12 protein-coding genes are annotated in these 15,989 nt (G+C 38.1%); 6 read left to right on the top strand and 6 right to left on the bottom strand.

Annotated elements, in window-relative coordinates:
• Window positions 1-10 precede the first annotated feature (10 nt).
• The 5 genes from N7931_RS12760 to N7931_RS12740 all read right to left on the bottom strand — a co-directional run bounded on the left by N7931_RS12760 (window position 11) and on the right by N7931_RS12740 (window position 6,113).
• Entirely contained in the window at window positions 11-1,381 is a 1,371-nt protein-coding gene (locus N7931_RS12760) for a class II 3-deoxy-7-phosphoheptulonate synthase (protein WP_262794585.1), read from the bottom strand.
• 103 nt (window positions 1,382-1,484) lie between these two features.
• Entirely contained in the window at window positions 1,485-1,967 is a 483-nt protein-coding gene (locus tag N7931_RS12755; RefSeq protein WP_262794584.1) for a low molecular weight protein-tyrosine-phosphatase, read from the bottom strand.
• 66 nt (window positions 1,968-2,033) lie between these two features.
• Window positions 2,034-3,053 carry a beta-N-acetylhexosaminidase gene (gene nagZ / locus N7931_RS12750; RefSeq protein WP_262794631.1) on the bottom strand — a complete coding sequence of 340 codons (1,020 nt, stop codon included), beginning with the start codon at window positions 3,051-3,053 and terminating at the stop codon, window positions 2,034-2,036.
• 97 nt (window positions 3,054-3,150) lie between these two features.
• Window positions 3,151-5,439 (bottom strand): acyl-CoA dehydrogenase, encoded by a 2,289-nt coding sequence (locus N7931_RS12745; RefSeq protein ID WP_262794583.1) that lies wholly within the window; start codon window positions 5,437-5,439, stop codon window positions 3,151-3,153.
• Between the two features lie 41 nt (window positions 5,440-5,480).
• A complete protein-coding gene (locus tag N7931_RS12740) occupies window positions 5,481-6,113 on the bottom strand; it encodes a TetR/AcrR family transcriptional regulator (RefSeq protein WP_262794581.1) in 633 nt (210 codons plus the stop codon).
• Window positions 6,114-6,419: 306 nt separating this feature from the next.
• Between N7931_RS12740 and N7931_RS12735 the strand changes: the two genes are divergently transcribed.
• From N7931_RS12735 to N7931_RS12715, 5 genes are all read left to right on the top strand, one after another.
• Entirely contained in the window at window positions 6,420-8,651 is a 2,232-nt protein-coding gene (locus N7931_RS12735) for an EAL domain-containing protein (protein WP_262794580.1), read from the top strand.
• Between the two features lie 31 nt (window positions 8,652-8,682).
• The gene (locus N7931_RS12730) at window positions 8,683-9,936 is read left to right on the top strand and encodes an aminotransferase class V-fold PLP-dependent enzyme (protein ID WP_262794579.1); all 1,254 of its coding nucleotides are present in this window, start codon (window positions 8,683-8,685) and stop codon (window positions 9,934-9,936) included.
• Window positions 9,933-10,349, top strand: coding sequence for a SufE family protein (locus N7931_RS12725; RefSeq protein WP_262794578.1), 417 nt, complete (start codon window positions 9,933-9,935; stop codon window positions 10,347-10,349). The genes N7931_RS12730 and N7931_RS12725 overlap by 4 nt, the downstream gene beginning before the upstream one ends.
• A gap of 71 nt (window positions 10,350-10,420) precedes the next feature.
• Window positions 10,421-11,284: a fructosamine kinase family protein gene (locus tag N7931_RS12720; protein WP_262794576.1), complete on the top strand. Its 864-nt coding sequence runs from the start codon at window positions 10,421-10,423 to the stop codon at window positions 11,282-11,284.
• Between the two features lie 282 nt (window positions 11,285-11,566).
• Window positions 11,567-11,755, top strand: a complete 189-nt coding sequence (locus N7931_RS12715) for a CPXCG motif-containing cysteine-rich protein (protein ID WP_262794574.1) — start codon at window positions 11,567-11,569, stop codon at window positions 11,753-11,755.
• An 82-nt stretch (window positions 11,756-11,837) separates the two neighbouring features.
• On the opposite strand, the gene radA is transcribed toward N7931_RS12715, so the two are convergent.
• Window positions 11,838-13,196, bottom strand: a complete 1,359-nt coding sequence (radA, locus tag N7931_RS12710) for a DNA repair protein RadA (protein WP_262794573.1) — start codon at window positions 13,194-13,196, stop codon at window positions 11,838-11,840.
• 150 nt (window positions 13,197-13,346) lie between these two features.
• Here radA and N7931_RS12705 point away from each other — a divergent pair, with 150 nt between their 5' ends.
• Window positions 13,347-15,842: a PilZ domain-containing protein gene (locus tag N7931_RS12705; protein WP_262794572.1), complete on the top strand. Its 2,496-nt coding sequence runs from the start codon at window positions 13,347-13,349 to the stop codon at window positions 15,840-15,842.
• Window positions 15,843-15,989: the final 147 nt, after the last annotated feature.

Raw genomic sequence — 15,989 nt, 5'->3', positions numbered from 1 at the left:
GCGGCAAAACCTATTTTTGACCTGCTAAATAATCCGCTCTTGCCGATTTTAAGGTATCACAAATTCTAAATGCCATTTCTAATACCTGAGTTTGGTTTAATCGAGGATCGCACTGAGTTTGGTAACACGTTGCCAAATCGGTTTCAGAAATCTGATACGCACCACCAGTACACTCAGTCACATCTAATCCTGTCATTTCCAAATGAATACCACCTGCATAGCTGTTTTCTGCTCGGTGAACCGCAAAAAATTGCTCAATTTCAGATAAAATTGAATCAAAATTACGGGTTTTATAACCATTAGCGGCTTTAATGGTATTGCCATGCATAGGATCACTTGTCCAAACAACATGACGGCCTTCTTGTTTAACTTTACGCGCGAGTGCCGGTAAATTATCCGCTAATTTATCTGCCCCCATACGAGTAATTAAAGTTAAACGTCCCGGAATATTATTTGGATTAAGCGCATCAATTAACTGAATTAATTCATCCGGCTTCATACTTGGCCCAACTTTAACGCCAATTGGGTTATTAATACCGCGGAAAAACTCAATATGCGCATGATCAAGTTGTCGGGTTCGTTCGCCAATCCATACCATGTGAGCAGAACAGTCGTACCATAACCCAGTTAAAGTATCTTTACGGGTTAATGCTTCTTCGTAATTAAGTAACAGAGCTTCATGCGAAGTAAATAAATCTGTTTCTTTAATTTTTGGCGTATTGTCTGCATTAATGCCAATCACTTCCATAAATTCAAGCGCTTGTTGAATTTGATGTGCAATATCATGGTATTTTTCACTCACAGGGGATTTACCAACAAAGTCCATATTCCAGCGGTTAACCTGATGCAAATCAGCCAAACCACCTTGGGCAAACGCGCGTAATAAATTAAGGGTTGCCGATGAATGGTGATACGCGGTTAATAAATTATCCGGATTAGGAATGCGCGCAGCCTCGGTAAAATCGAAACCGTTGATAATGTCACCACGATAACTTGGTAATGAGATCCCCTCTCGGGTTTCCATATCATCTGAACGCGGTTTTGCATATTGCCCAGCCATTCGCGCAACTTTAACAATTGGGCAGCTGCCACTAAAGGTTAAAACAACCGCCATTTGCAGCAAGGTTTTAAACGTATCACGGATTTTGGGCGCATTAAAATCAGTAAATGATTCTGCACAATCACCACCTTGTAATAAAAATGCTTTGCCTTGTGCAACTTCACCTAGCTGATCAAATAAAGAGCGGGTTTCCGCAGCAAATACTAAAGGCGGATATGTTTTAAGCTGGCTCTCTACTTGTTTTAAATAAGCAAGATCTGGATATGTTGGCTGTTGTAAAATCGGGAAATTACGCCATGAACTCGGAGACCAATCTGACACCTTTGTATTCCTATTTTTATATTAATGAATGTTTGATAATAACCTGAGAAAGTATTTTTTTATAACTGGTTTTATCATTTGAATCTATCGAAAAAATCGAGCCTTACACTAGACGTTTTAGCAGACCGTTTGAAGCATCTTCGACTAAGTCTAGCACATATTCAAAGCCTTGAGCGCCGCCATAATAAGGGTCTGGCACTTCATCTTCTGCCGGATAATTTTCAGCAAAATTTAAAAATAACTGAATTTTATGCTGATACTCAGCCGGACATTCACTGATTAAATCCTGATAATTGGCTTTATCCATTGCCAAAATTAAATCAAACTTTTCAAAATCTTCGCTAATAACTGGACGCGCTGCCAATTTAGAAAAATCATAACCTCGTTTAACACCTGCGGCTTTTGCTCTTTTATCTGGCGCAGCCCCTTTGTGATAACCGGCTGTGCCAGCAGAATCAATTTCTATTGGTAAACGGGCATCTTTAGCCAGTTGTCGAAATACAGCATGAGCCGTTGGTGAACGACAAATATTGCCTAAACAAACAAATAATACTGAGCGAGCTTTTAGCTTTTGACTGCTTGTCATAACTAAATAAGTTTCTCCATTTTAAGTAAATATAATTTCAGTTTTATGGATTTTCTAAATCAAGCCTTAATCGTTAAACGAACACGCTAAACGATTAGCCTGCTGCCATAATGAGTTTTGTTGCAGTTGAGCCAAATTAAAATCAGCCCGGCTGAATAACGCCTGAACTTTTTTATTTGTATCGGTGTGAATCCAGTCTTTTAACTGTTGGTGAGCATCTAAAATACTGATCGCCCCTTTTGAATTATTACAAGCCAGTACCATATCACAACCAGCGCTCAATGCAGCTTGCGCTTTACCAACATAATCTCCGGCAATACTGGCCGCTTCCATTGATAAATCATCGCTAAAAATCACACCGTTAAAGTTAAGCTGTTGTTTAAGTATGGTTTGGAGCCAATAGGCAGAAAAACCGGCTGGTTTATCATCCAATTGCGAATAAATCACATGTGCGGGCATTACAGCATCTAATAACTCAGTTTGAATAATTAGCTCAAATACTTTCAGGTCGCGCGAAAATATTTCCTCGGCTGAACGTTCATCAATCGCCGCCGCAATATGTGAATCGGCTTTAACACTGCCATGACCGGGAAAATGTTTGCCGCAAGCTTTCATTCCAGCTTGTTTCATCCCTTGAATAAAATAACTTGCCAGTTCAATTACTTTGTCTGGATTAGAGTGAAATGAGCGGTTGGTAATCACATCCGAAATACCATCTAAATCCAATACAGGAGCAAAACTCATATCTATGCCAACCGATTGCACTTCTGCCGCCATTAACCAGCCCATTTGCTGGCAAACTTGCTCGGTTGAATATTGAGGATGAGTTTGTTTTAAATCTCGCATTGCCGGAATTGGACTAAAACCTTCACGAAACCGCTGAACTCGCCCACCTTCGTGATCAACCGCAATCAAAATTGGCTTTTTAGCTGCTTGCCGAATACAATCCGTTAAATGGGTTAATTGTTCAACATCGTGAAAATTACGGCTAAATAAAATTAAACCACCAACCATAGGGTGAGCTAAAATTTCGCGTTCTTCCTGCGATACCTCTTGCCCGACTAAATCCAGCATTAATGCAGTCATATACTTTTTATAATCATCAAAAAACAATATCAAAATGTAACACATACAAAAAAGCCGAGAAACCTCGGCTTTTAAATATTTTTCACAATTTGACGGATTATTTTTTAAATTTATCCGCAGCAAAGCTATCAACCGCTATTGCGCTTTGGCGCAGCGCTTCGGCATGTCGAATTTCCTGCGCTTCGCTTTCGCTAATTAGCTCTGCTTCCAACGCTAATTCTATTGCTTTAGCAAAAGGGACACGTTTGGCAATTTTACCTGTTTTTTGTGCCGCGCTAATTTTAAGTTCAATTGGCTGGCACTTTTGCATAGCTAAAAATGCGGCTTCCATTACCCCTGTTGCATCGTTTTCACCTTTACCTAAATAACAAAGCTTAGAGATTTTATCCCGAGTTTCGTTTGGTTTAAGTAAGCTGCGGCAAATGGTTCTGGCTAAGCTGTCTGACGGCATTGAATAAAAATTACCGAATGGAAAAATAACCCGCTTTAAAATCAGGCTCAGCCATTTAGGTTTAAAGTTATTAAAGTAGCCTTCAAACGCAACACCTATTTTGTATAGTGCCGTTTGCATTGAATAATGCACAAAAGGTAAGTCCCCTACAGGACGACCATCCGCTTCATATCGTTTTAAAACTGCCGATGCGATATATAACTGGCTTAATACATCACCAAGTCTTGCAGAAATCATTTCTTTACGTTTAAGTGCGCCACCTAAAACCAACATAGAAACATCAGTCGCTAACGCTAAGCCTGCACTCATGCGGTTTAATTGTTGATAATATTGAGCCGTTTCACCCGCCACTGGCGAGCGGCTTAATTTACCAAAGGTTAAACCATGAAACAGCGCATATCCAAAGTTACGTAACGAATGGCAAATATGTTTAGTTAATAAACCATCAAAAGTGTCTAACCCTTGGTTATAATCCGGATCTGCCGCTGCTTTCATTTCATCGTAAACATAAGGATGACAGCGAGTTGCACCTTGTCCAAAAATCATCAAATTACGGGTTAATATGTTTGCACCTTCAACCGTTATTGCCACCGGTACACCCCAATAAATATGCGCTAAATAATTTTTATCACCCATTTGAATCGCTTTACCAGCATGAATATCCAGCGCATCATTTAAAATCGTACGCCCCATTTCTGTCATGTGGTATTTAGAAATCGCAGTTACTACCGACGGACTATAACCCATATCCAGTGCCGATGTAGTAAATTTACGGGTTGCTTCCAGCGTGTAAGCATAACCTCCAATTCGAGCTAATGCTTCTTGCACACCTTCAAAGCGGCCAATAGATAAGCCAAATTGCTTACGAATATAAGCATAAGCCGATGTAGTTTTAGAAGTTAAGTGACCAATTGCCGTAGCTAAAGCCGGTAATGAAATACCGCGCCCTGCTGATAAACATTCCACCAGCATACGCCAACCCTTACCTGCATATTCCTGACCACCGATAATCCAGTCAATTGGAATAAACACATCTTCCCCCGACGTTGTGCCGTTCATAAATGCCAAGTTCATTGGCATATGGCGATCACCAATATTAACGCCCGGATGATCCGCCGGAATTAACGCACAAGTAATGCCGATATTTTCTTTGTCACCAATTAAATGATCCGGATCGTATAATTTAAAAGCTAAGCCTAGTACAGTCGCAACCGGAGCCAATGTAATATAACGCTTGTTCCAGGTTAATTTAATCCCAAGCGTTTTTTCACCGTTAAACTCTTGTTCACAAACAATGCCTTTATCAGGGATTGCACCGGCATCAGAGCCGGCTTCCGGCCCGGTTAGAGCAAAACAAGGCACATCTGTACCGTTAGATAAATTAGGTAACCATCTTTCTTGCTGCTCTTGAGTACCGTAGTGCATTAATAATTCACCCGGCCCTAAACTGTTAGGCACCATGACGCACACCGCGGTGCTCACACTGCGAGTTGCAATTTTAGTAACTATGGTTGAGTTAGCGGTTGCAGAAAATTCACGTCCACCAAATTTTTTCGGAATAATCAGCGCAAAAAAGCCTTCTTTTTTCAGATAATCCCAAACTTCTGTTGGCAAGTCTTTATGCTCATGCACAATTTTAAAATCGTCCAGCATGCCTAATAAAGTTTCGAGCTGATTATCAATAAAGCTTTGTTCTTCTTCACTTAATAATGCATCTTCATACTGATGGAGTTTATCCCAGTTTGGTTTACCGGAAAATAATTCACCGTCCCACCAAACATCACCCGCTTCCATTGCTTCCTGTTCAGTTTCTGACATAGGCGGCAAAATACGTTTAAACATTTTAAATACGGGTTCAGTAACATAGCGCCTGCGAATGTCTTTGACCCCAAATAAAACTGCAATTGCGATAATCAATAAAATTAAAAACCACATAATCTAACCTCCAATAACCAGAAACAATCTCTACAAAGAGATTAATTTTTTAGCCCTGCAACAATAAAAGGAATTAACTTATTAACGATATATTCAGTTGATACTTTTTCAGAAAAATCAGATTCAGATATTTCTGCCAGCGCAGAATCTGATGTCATCGTAAATACCAGCGCACCTAATGAAAAGTGTAACCGCCAGAATAATTCGGTTCGACTAATATTAGGTAAGGTACTGGCAAATAACTGCATAATATGGTTTAGCGTTTCGCCATAGTTTTCACTAATATAACGGCGTAAGTGCCCCTGTGTTTCAGAGTAACCGCGCCCTATCATTACCATAAAGTTACGCGCGCTTTGTGCACTTATTTGATTAAGTGCCAATAACGGTTTTACAAATGTATGCAGCAAATCATTTAAGTTTAGTTGGTTTGTATTTGTTTGTTGTGCTGTTAGGTTATCTAACTCAGTAATTAAGGTTGGCATAAAAACTTGTAGATAACGCGCCAGCACAGCTTGAATTAACGACTTTTTTGAACCAAAGTGGTAATTAACCGAAGCCAAATTCACATTTGCCTCTGTGGTTATTTGTCTTAACGAGGTATTGTTAAAACCATAGATAGCAAACAACTGTTCCGCTGCATTTAAAATTCGGGTTTTAGTATCTATTTTTTTCATACTCACACAGCACAAATTCAAACACTTGTTTAAAATTTACGTTTAAAACTCCATCTTGTCAATTAACAATAAACCAAATTTTTAATTACTTTTTATGAACCTTTAACCGACTTGGTTAGTCTTAATTATTGCTAGAGTAAATGTGCTTTTGCCCTTCCTAATCCGAAGGGCTTTTTTTATGCTAAATTATTTTTACTTTGACTATAAAAAAATTTAGTATCTGGGAATTAATTCATATATTCTGATGGCTTAACCGCTTCACTTCGCAAATGTCCTAAATAAAGTAGCCAGATTAAAGTAGATTGGATGCAGATATTAAAACAGTTTAAATACGCGATACTCACCTTATTAATTTGTTTAATTGCAACTTTTAGCACTGTGTTAGTGGTAGATGATCACGAAAAACAAGAAATTAATAAAACCCTGCATCAAGCGTTAAATAAATTTACCGAGCAACTAAACGCTGACTTATCCAAGCAAGTTTTTTTATATAACTGGGTTGCTAAACAATGGCTTACTTTTGGCCAGCCGGATGCGTTTTTATGGCATCAGCAAGCTAAATATATTATTGAAAACCATGAGTTTTTACAGGCTGTTGTATGGATAGATAAACACAAAACCATCCAATGGATTGAGCCTTTAATTGGTAATCAGGCGGCCTATAATTTAGATTTAACCAAAGTCCCTTATATAAATAGAATTTTAACTGAAGCTGCTGATAACGGCCGAGTAGCCGCCGTTAGTAACTGGAAGCTGGTACAAGGATTTCAAGGTTTATTAATTTATGCGCCAATTGGTCAAGGCGCTGAGTTTAAAGGTTTTATTAGCGGTGTTATCCGCCAGAATGAATTTATTGTTAATGCAGCCAAACTGGCAATTAACTCAGGTTATCAATTTAGTATTCGTGCCCAAGGCGAAGAAATTTATCATTTTTATAGCCAAAATGAGTTTGAACGCTACCCTCCGGTTTCAACCAATATCAACGTATTTAACCAAACTTGGCAAATAGATTTATGGCCAACCCAAGCTGAGCTTGCCAAAATTACTACCAACTACTCGCACTTTACCATTTGGATTGGATTATTAATCTCGCTAATATTTTCAATTATTGTGCAACTCTTGGTTTCTGCCAGACGTTACTCTAATTACTTAAACCAAATGAATCGGGATTTAGAGTTTCAGATAACCGAGCGGGAAAAATCTGAACTGAATTTAATTAAAGCAGCTAATTTTGATGAGTTAACTGGCTTACCAAACCGCTCTGCCTTAGCAAAACATATTCATTCAAAATTACAAAATCCAAATACTCGCCATGTTGCCATTGTTTTAATTGACCTTGATCATTTTAAAGATGTAAACGATGTTTTGGGCCATTCGGCAGGTGATAAATTATTAATTAAAGTCACTCAGTATCTAAAACAGATAATTGATGAAGAATATTATTTTGCCAGAGTCGGCGGTGACGAATTAGCGGTTTATATAGACGAACTCCCCTCGCTAGTGATTATTGAGCGTTTAACTCAAAATATTTTGTCTTGTTTAGACACCCGCTTTCAAATTGATGATTATGAATTTTTTACCTCTGCCAGCATTGGTTTTGCACATGCAATGAATAACCAAATTAGCGCCACCGAATTAATTAGAAATGCAGACAGCGCGTTAAATAAAGCCAAAGACAGCGGTAAAAACTGTGTTTGCCAATATACCCAACAATTACACCAAAATATTTTAAAACGAGTAGAACTTGCCAGGTTATTACGTCAGGCAATTGAAAATAATGAGTTTATTTTATATTACCAACCTAAAGTCGATAGCCTGCGTAATATTTGCACTGGCTTTGAAGCTTTAATTAGATGGAAACCAAGTGGTAGCCAGCACTGGATTAATCCTGAAGAGTTTATCAAAGTAGCAGAAGAAACCGGATTAATTGTGCCGTTAGGTGAATGGATAATTGATAAAGCTTGCCACCAGCTTCAACAATGGCATTTAATGGGATATACCGAGCTGTCTATGGCAATTAATATTTCGGGTCGCCAACTGCAAACCAATAATTTATTAAATGTTATCCAGCAAACTCATAAAAAGTATCGTTTACCTAGCTCTGCACTGGAAATTGAATTAACCGAACAAGTCTTTATCGAAAACATTATTCAGCATGAAGATTTTATGCATAAATTAACTAAAAGCGGAATTTCTTTATCGATTGACGATTTTGGGATTGGCTATTCGTCGTTGTCTTATCTTAAAAATTTCCCAGTTGATACACTTAAAATCGATCGCTCTTTTGTTAAAGATTTACCGCATGATTTTAATGATGTTTGCATTGTTAAAGCGATTATTAATCTGGCTCAAAGTTTGGATTTAACCGTTGTTGCAGAAGGCGTTGAAAATCAACAACAAGTGCAGTTTTTAAATCAACAAGGCTGTAAATATATTCAAGGCTATTATTATTCTAAACCGTTAAACGCCGAGCAAATAACCGAACAAATGAAAGCGGATGATCCGATATTCAGAAAAACAACTGACTTTGTTTTTTAAGCTAATTTGTTATCATACGCCGCTTTAATTATTGAGCATTAATCCAGATAGCCTGATCATGTATACACCGGACTTTATTAAACAATTTAGGGCGCAGTTTCCTTTTTACCAAAATCAAACTGATAAGCCAATTAGCAGTGTGTATTTGGATAATGCCGCAACCACCCATATTTGCCAGCCAGCACTGGATGCAATTAATCATTATTACCAATTTGAGCATGCTAATGTACATCGCTCGTCTCACCCACTCGCCATTGGCGCAAGTAACCAATTTGAAGCGGTTAGGCAACAAACAGCACATTGGCTTAATGCGATTGATAAAAATGAAATTGTCTGGACCAAAGGTGCAACCGAAGCGGCTAATTTAATTGCACATGGGTTAAGCAAAGTTCATATTAAAGCGGGTGATGAAGTGATTATTTCGCTGGCCGAACATCATGCACACTTTGTCACTTGGCAACAACTAGCAAAATACTATAACTTTAACTTAAAGGTGGTTTCGCTAACTCAAGACCTACAAATAGATTTAGCCCATTTAAGCCACTTAATTAATCCAAAAACAAAAGCCATCGCGTTTTGCCATGTGAGTAATGCAACTGGTGTTATTCAGCCGGTTGACGCTATTTTACAACTCATTAAACCGCATAAACAAATTGTATCTATTATTGATGGCTCACAGGCCGTTAATCATATTCCAATAAACATACAGGCGCTTAACTGTGATTTTTATTTTTTCTCTGCCCATAAAATGCATGCTGGCACCGGTTTAGGGGTTTGTTACGGTAAACAAAGCTGGTTAAATGCACTGCCGCCCTATCAGTTTGGTGGCGAAATGGTCAAGCACGTTAGTCTTGATGATACCCAATTTAACCAGCTTCCGTTTAAGTTTGAAGCCGGTACACCCAATATATCAGCCGTTATTGCATTCGGTGCCACACTCAAATTTTTAACTCAGTTCCAATGGCAAAAAATAAAAGTGTATGAAAATGAGCTCATGGCTTACTTATTAAATGAACTGGAACAACGCAAATCAATTAATTTGCTGGCAGATGACCATTTAGTGGGCGCAGTTAGCTTTACAGTTAAGGATATGCATTGCAAAGATGCGTCTGATATTTTAAGCCAAATGGGCGTGGCGCTTAGAGCTGGCAGCCATTGTGCAATGCCACTCATTCAGGCTATTTGCCCGCAAGGTTCGCTCAGGGTATCAATTTGTGGCTACACCAGTGTGGAAGATATTAATTACTTTTTATTTTGTATTGATGAGTTAAACGAATTTTTATGAGCCAAACCAAAACAAATCCAGCTTTAGCTGAACATGCCGCACAAATTGCAGCACAAACAAACTGGCAGGATAAATATCGCTTATTAATGAAGCTAGGCAGCCAATTAAATAAAAATGCCGATGTTGAGCAAATTGATGCCAATTTAGTGCACGGCTGTGAGAGTCAGGTTTGGTTAACAGCTCAAAAACAAATTGACTGTTATAGGTTTTCTGCCACCAGCGATTCGCGAATTGTGAGTGGTTTAATCATGTTGTTGCTTGAAGCAATTAACCAACAAACGGCTGAGTTTATTATGCAATTTAATTTAACTGATTATTTTGATCAGTTAGGTTTAAACGGACAAATGAGCCAGTCGAGAACCAGTGGTATTTCAGCGGTATTTGATCAGGCTAAAGAGTTGATTAACAGATAAAATAATGCGCTGGCTATTGTTCGGTTAACTTGCTAAGCTAAAAACTAATCTTTCATTTTGAGGGCTAAATAATGTGGCATCAAATTGAACAAAGCATTAGCGAATATACTCAAAAGCCATTTAGTATTAAACAAAAACATCTTGTAGCTGGTGGAGATATAAGCCAAGCTTTTCAGATTAGTAACGCACGTCAAAGCTATTTTGTTAAAGTGAATGATTTAAACTTTGTTGATAATTTTAATGCCGAAGCCATTGCCCTGCAAAGTTTAGCGCTTACTCAAACCATTAACACCCCCAATTTTATTGAAGTTGGCACCAGTAAAGCCTACTCTTACCTCATTTTAGAATTTATTAACTTTTCAGCGCCTAGCGATATAAGCTGGTATCAGGCTGGTACACAATTAGCCTATTTACACAAAGCCAGTAGTCAGCCGATGTTTGGTTTTGACGATAATAATTTCATTGGCAAAACGCCACAATTTAACCGCTGGCAAAGCAACTGGTCGACCTTTTTTGCAGAGCAACGAATCGGCTTTCAGCTTGAGTTATTGGCCGAACAAGATATTCGTTTTGGGGATATAGACGAAATAGTCGGTATTATCCATAACTTATTGAAACCAAGAAAGTTAAATGCCAGTTTACTTCATGGCGATTTATGGCGTGGTAATTTAGGCTTTAGTCATGATCAGGTCTATTTATATGATCCAGCGTGTTATTATGGAGATTATGAAACGGATCTTGCAATGACCGAATTATTTGGTGCGTTTCCGGCAGCATTTTATCAAGGCTATTACAAGGTAACGCCTCAGGAGTCAGGCTATTCAACCCGACGTGAGATTTATAATTTATACCACATTTTAAATCATGCTAATTTATTTGGTGGTAGTTACATCGAGCAAGCCAAACAGCACATTTTATCACTCAGCGAGTTGTAAATTTCCACCTACAAATCATAAAACTAGCACTCGCAACTTTAGCTCGCTTTACTCTCTTTTTTGGGTTTAATTAACTATATTTAATTTATGCCTTTAAGCTTGTTTAACTCAAGTTCAGGTTACATCAAACCATTTTATTAATTTGATTTTTGAGTTGCTTTTGTGCCAACAAATTCACAAAAAATTCGCTTAATAAAATGGATTGTGATGAATCGTTGAACTCCCCCTGCTTTTAACAACCTTAAAGTTTAAGAACAAAAACATAATGAAGGAGTATGAAGTATGCATCTGATTGACAAATCTACTGAATGTCCACATTGCGGACATCATATTCATCTGACTTTAGATGATTCCAACGGTGATCAGGATTATTATGAAGATTGCCCAGCGTGTTGTAACAGTATCCATGTGAGTTTTCATTTAGATGAACGCGACGATCATGTCGATGTTTTATTTGAAACGGATAACTAAAAAATCAGCTAACTCAAACCTAAGCCAGCAAGTTCAACGGCTGGCTTAGTAAAAAACAAACTGAAACGAAAGCAATGTCAGGCTAAATGACTTCAACGGCTTCGCTTAGCTGGCTCACGGCAATAATTTCCATTCCTTCAATGCCACCTTTAGGCACATTTTGTTTTGGAATAATTGCACGTTTAAAACCATGTTTAGCGGCCTCTTTTAACCGCTCTACGCCATTTGGCACGGGCCGAATTTCACCGGAAAGCCCAACTTCACCAAAAACGACTAAGTCCTGCGCTAACACCAAATTTTTAAAACTGGAAACTAACGCTAATAGTAAAGCTAAATCAGCAGCAGTTTCACTCACTTTAACCCCACCAACCACATTAACAAATACATCCTGATCGCCCAACTGTAGTCCAGCATGGCGATGCAATACAGCCAATAATAAAGCTAATCGATTTTGTTCAAGTCCAACCGCAACCCGTCTTGGGTTACCCAAAGCCGAGTCGTCAGCCAATGCTTGTAATTCCACCATTAAAGGTCGGGTGCCTTCCCACACAACCATCACTAAACTACCAGAAGACGGCACTTCTGCGCGGGATAAAAATATCGCGGACGGATTAGAAACTTCTTTCATCCCCTTTTCTGTCATCGCAAAAACCCCAAGCTCATTCACTGCGCCAAAGCGGTTTTTGTGGCTACGTAATGTTCGGTAACGGCTATCTGACGAGCCATCCAATAAAATAGAACAATCAATACAATGCTCTAACACTTTAGGCCCTGCTAATGTGCCATCTTTTGTCACATGACCAACCATAAAAATAGCAACATTATTTTGTTTAGCGTAACGGGTTAAATAAGCAGCGGACTCTCTCACCTGAGAAACACTGCCCGGCGCTGATTGCACATCCGGCATGTGCATTACCTGAATAGAATCAATCACCATAACGCTTGGTTTAATGGTATTGGCAAGCTGGCAAATGGTCTCAACATTGGTTTCGGATAACAATTTAAGTTTATCTTTTGGTAAACCTAATCTATCAGCCCGCATAGCTACTTGCTGAAGCGATTCCTCGCCCGTGATATATAACACAGTCATATTTTGAGCTAAAAAGCACATGGTTTGCAGTAAAACGGTACTTTTGCCAGCGCCCGGTGAACCACCAATTAACACGGCTGAACCGGGGACAATTCCGCCCCCCAGAACCCGATCAAACTCTTTTAAACCACTGGTAAAACGCGGCAACTCAGCTAATTCAATTGATTCTAATGTCTCAATTTTACTTTCGATTTGTCCGGCATAACCTGAATATCTGGCACCGGGCTGAGCTTTTGCTAAGCGCACCTCGGTTACCGTATTCCACGCTTTACACTCGTTACATTGCCCGAGCCAGCGAGAATAATCAGCGCCGCATTCATTACATACCCAAGCCGTTTTAGATTTAGCCATAAAATTTGCCGTTTTATTTACACATTTCTCAAGTTTACATTAAACTTAACTGGACGTTGATATAAAAATAAATATTTCAATTAATTAGCCTAAATTAAAAGCTGTTTTAGACGATTATTGAGTTTAATAATTCTAAGTATGATACCTAATATGGACAATTCAGATCCGGTTTTAGCAGAACATAAAGCATTAATTGATTCACTCAAGCCCCTTACCAAGCAGGACGATTTTGCGACTGTTTTTTTACAGCAAACCGAGCAGCTTTCCAGGCCTCAACGCTTTTTAATAAAAATGGAATTAACCCGATTAAGTACACCTTGTACCCGTCAAATAGATTTACGCGGCCATGTTGATGGTATTTGCCGTGAATATACTCATTCTGGCATTACTCACTTTATGGACAACACCGCTATCAATTTGTTTGAGCAAGGTTTAAAAACTTATGGGCTATATACAACTGGCGTTTATGAACAAGTTCTCAACGCAGAAAATAATTACCGGGTAATGCATAAAGCAGAACAACAACAAAGATTGCAAAATGCACAGTCTAATAATGTTGAAAATACAACCGAAGTAAACAATCCGTTTTTAGTTAAGCCAGTTTATTTTGGCGACAGAGGCGCCCGCAAAGAAGAACGGATGAATTATGCAATGCCAGTTGAGCTTGATTTAAGCGTCGATAACCGGCTCAGTGCAATTACGACAGATTTATCGGTTAACGGAGTTAGATTAAAAATTTTAAAACCAGTTGAGTTAGAGCTTAACCAAACATTTTATTTAAAATTAGTCGGCCTTGAACAAGAGTTTGCACTTGGCTTAAAAGATAAAATTGAATACAAAATTACTCAGATAGAAGATAAAGCCGATTATATTTATGTAAACTGTGAACGGCTAAATCCAGATAACAGCACCCAAGGGTTTGATCGGTTTTTAAATAACTTTATTAACGGAAACAAACGCCGTTACAAACTCAACGTAGACAATACGATTACCGGTATTATCACCAAAGGTTACGAACAGTATTATTTACCACGCATTACCTCATTACCTGTTTTTATTGAAGCGGATAATGATGGCGAATTATATGGTAAATTTTGTTTAGTTACTGATAACAATATGGATATTGCCAAACAATGGTACGATGAAAATAACCATAACTGTCTTAATCAGCTACTTACCAGCAAACGCTTAAAGCTGCTCTTAAGCCAATCAGGCCAAATTAAAGAAACAGTTATTTATGCTTTTACCCATGTTTATAAAGGCAAAATTCATTTCTATTCTGCGACTGCCGATGAACTAACTAACAGTGGACTGGCCGAATTATTTTTAGGTTTTGCTTCCCGTAAAAATAACTGGATGGTCTACAAACTCCAGTTAACCGATATTAACCCACAACTAGCAGAATTGACTGACACCTTGCCACAGGAGCAACATAGCCATATACATTCATTTTCACCTAAGATAACTAAACTCATTGAAAACTTTAAATATATTGCCTATTTAACTGAACTCAATGACGAAAATAGCCGGGCTATTTATCAGCAAAATAGCTTTGAATTAACCGAAGTTAATCAACTTAACCAGTTTAAACACGACAAAACCTTAACGGTTAAAAATATCCACGAAGTCGCTATTCGCTATATTAACTTACGTAAAGAAAGCCGTTTTAGTTATAAAACTCAGGTAGAAATCACCCATGTTAAAGAAAAAATTCAAGGTGTTACCCGCAACTTTTCAACTCAGGGTTTACAAATTGAACTGGCAGAAAGCAGTAAATTAAATTTACCTAAAGGCGCACAAATACAACTCGATTTTCCCGAATTGCAAAAGTCATTTTATCAACTAAAAAACCTAGCTTATGAAGTTGTTGCCCTGAACGATAGTAAAACGTTACTCAGTTTGAAAATTAATAAAGAAGCACATAAACGACATAAAGCTCAGCAGTTTTTTAAAACGCTGATCAAACAAAACCAGCAAACTTTAGCGCTAGATGAACAGGCTAATATTATCCCTCAACTGGCGGAAGTATTACGAAATATCTCAATTCAAAAAATCGTTAATATGGCCTACTTTATTCATAAAGATGGTTTAAAACATCAACTTAAAGCCGTGGGTTTTTCACAGCTAAATAACCCTCTGGTCAAATTATTTAGCGATAATAACCAGACACAACAGCTTAATTTACAAGCTTTATTACAGCATAATCAGTTTAATTCGGTGATGATTGATATGCTGCGCAGACTACAACGAGACGATACCCCTAAATATCAGGATTTAATGATACGGGTACAAACCTACGAACAAGATATCAATAAACGATTTATAACCCGCACCTATCAAAGTTTTAATACCGATGACGACAGATACAACTTTATAAAACGCTCCTGCCAAAATGGAACACTATTTTTTGCAGTTAGAATATTTTTATCCCGCACCGGCAGACCCGACATGGATTTTATTGCGAATGAATTACTGTATGTTAGCCAATATGCGATTCATAAAGCAAAAGGGCTTGAAGATGAATTATGGTCTGTTGAAGGCGTTGGTGATTTAATTGATATCAGTGAAGAACTCATGCTTAGATTTAATTTGCCAAATGACAAAATTAAACAGCAATTAGAGCTAAAACAAGCATATTCTAGTTAACCTCAACTCGGGTTAAGGTGTATTCTAACTAATTGAATTATTTAACCTTATCATTCCACATGGTTTCTAACGAGAATTTTTTTGTGCGGACAAGGCAAATTCACGCGTCAATAGCTAGTCTCGGCTTTAGTTCCGACGTCGCTCTAC

The sequence above is a fragment of the Catenovulum sp. 2E275 genome (assembly GCF_025515275.1).
Taxonomy (GTDB): Bacteria; Pseudomonadota; Gammaproteobacteria; order Enterobacterales; family Alteromonadaceae; genus Catenovulum.
This window is presented reverse-complemented; position numbering and strand designations above follow the sequence as displayed.

Excerpts from the sequence above, each read along its gene's own strand:
- N7931_RS12755 (WP_262794584.1), bottom strand. The coding sequence starts at position 1,967 with ATGACAAGCAGTCAAAAGCTAAAAGCTCGCTCAGTATTATTTGTTTGT.
- nagZ (WP_262794631.1), bottom strand. The coding sequence starts at position 3,053 with ATGACTGCATTAATGCTGGATTTAGTCGGGCAAGAGGTATCGCAGGAA.
- N7931_RS12745 (WP_262794583.1), bottom strand. The coding sequence starts at position 5,439 with ATGTGGTTTTTAATTTTATTGATTATCGCAATTGCAGTTTTATTTGGG.
- N7931_RS12740 (WP_262794581.1), bottom strand. The coding sequence starts at position 6,113 with ATGAAAAAAATAGATACTAAAACCCGAATTTTAAATGCAGCGGAACAG.
- N7931_RS12735 (WP_262794580.1), top strand. The coding sequence starts at position 6,420 with ATGCAGATATTAAAACAGTTTAAATACGCGATACTCACCTTATTAATT.
- N7931_RS12725 (WP_262794578.1), top strand. The coding sequence starts at position 9,933 with ATGAGCCAAACCAAAACAAATCCAGCTTTAGCTGAACATGCCGCACAA.
- N7931_RS12720 (WP_262794576.1), top strand. The coding sequence starts at position 10,421 with ATGTGGCATCAAATTGAACAAAGCATTAGCGAATATACTCAAAAGCCA.
- N7931_RS12715 (WP_262794574.1), top strand. The coding sequence starts at position 11,567 with ATGCATCTGATTGACAAATCTACTGAATGTCCACATTGCGGACATCAT.
- radA (WP_262794573.1), bottom strand. The coding sequence starts at position 13,196 with ATGGCTAAATCTAAAACGGCTTGGGTATGTAATGAATGCGGCGCTGAT.
- N7931_RS12705 (WP_262794572.1), top strand. The coding sequence starts at position 13,347 with ATGGACAATTCAGATCCGGTTTTAGCAGAACATAAAGCATTAATTGAT.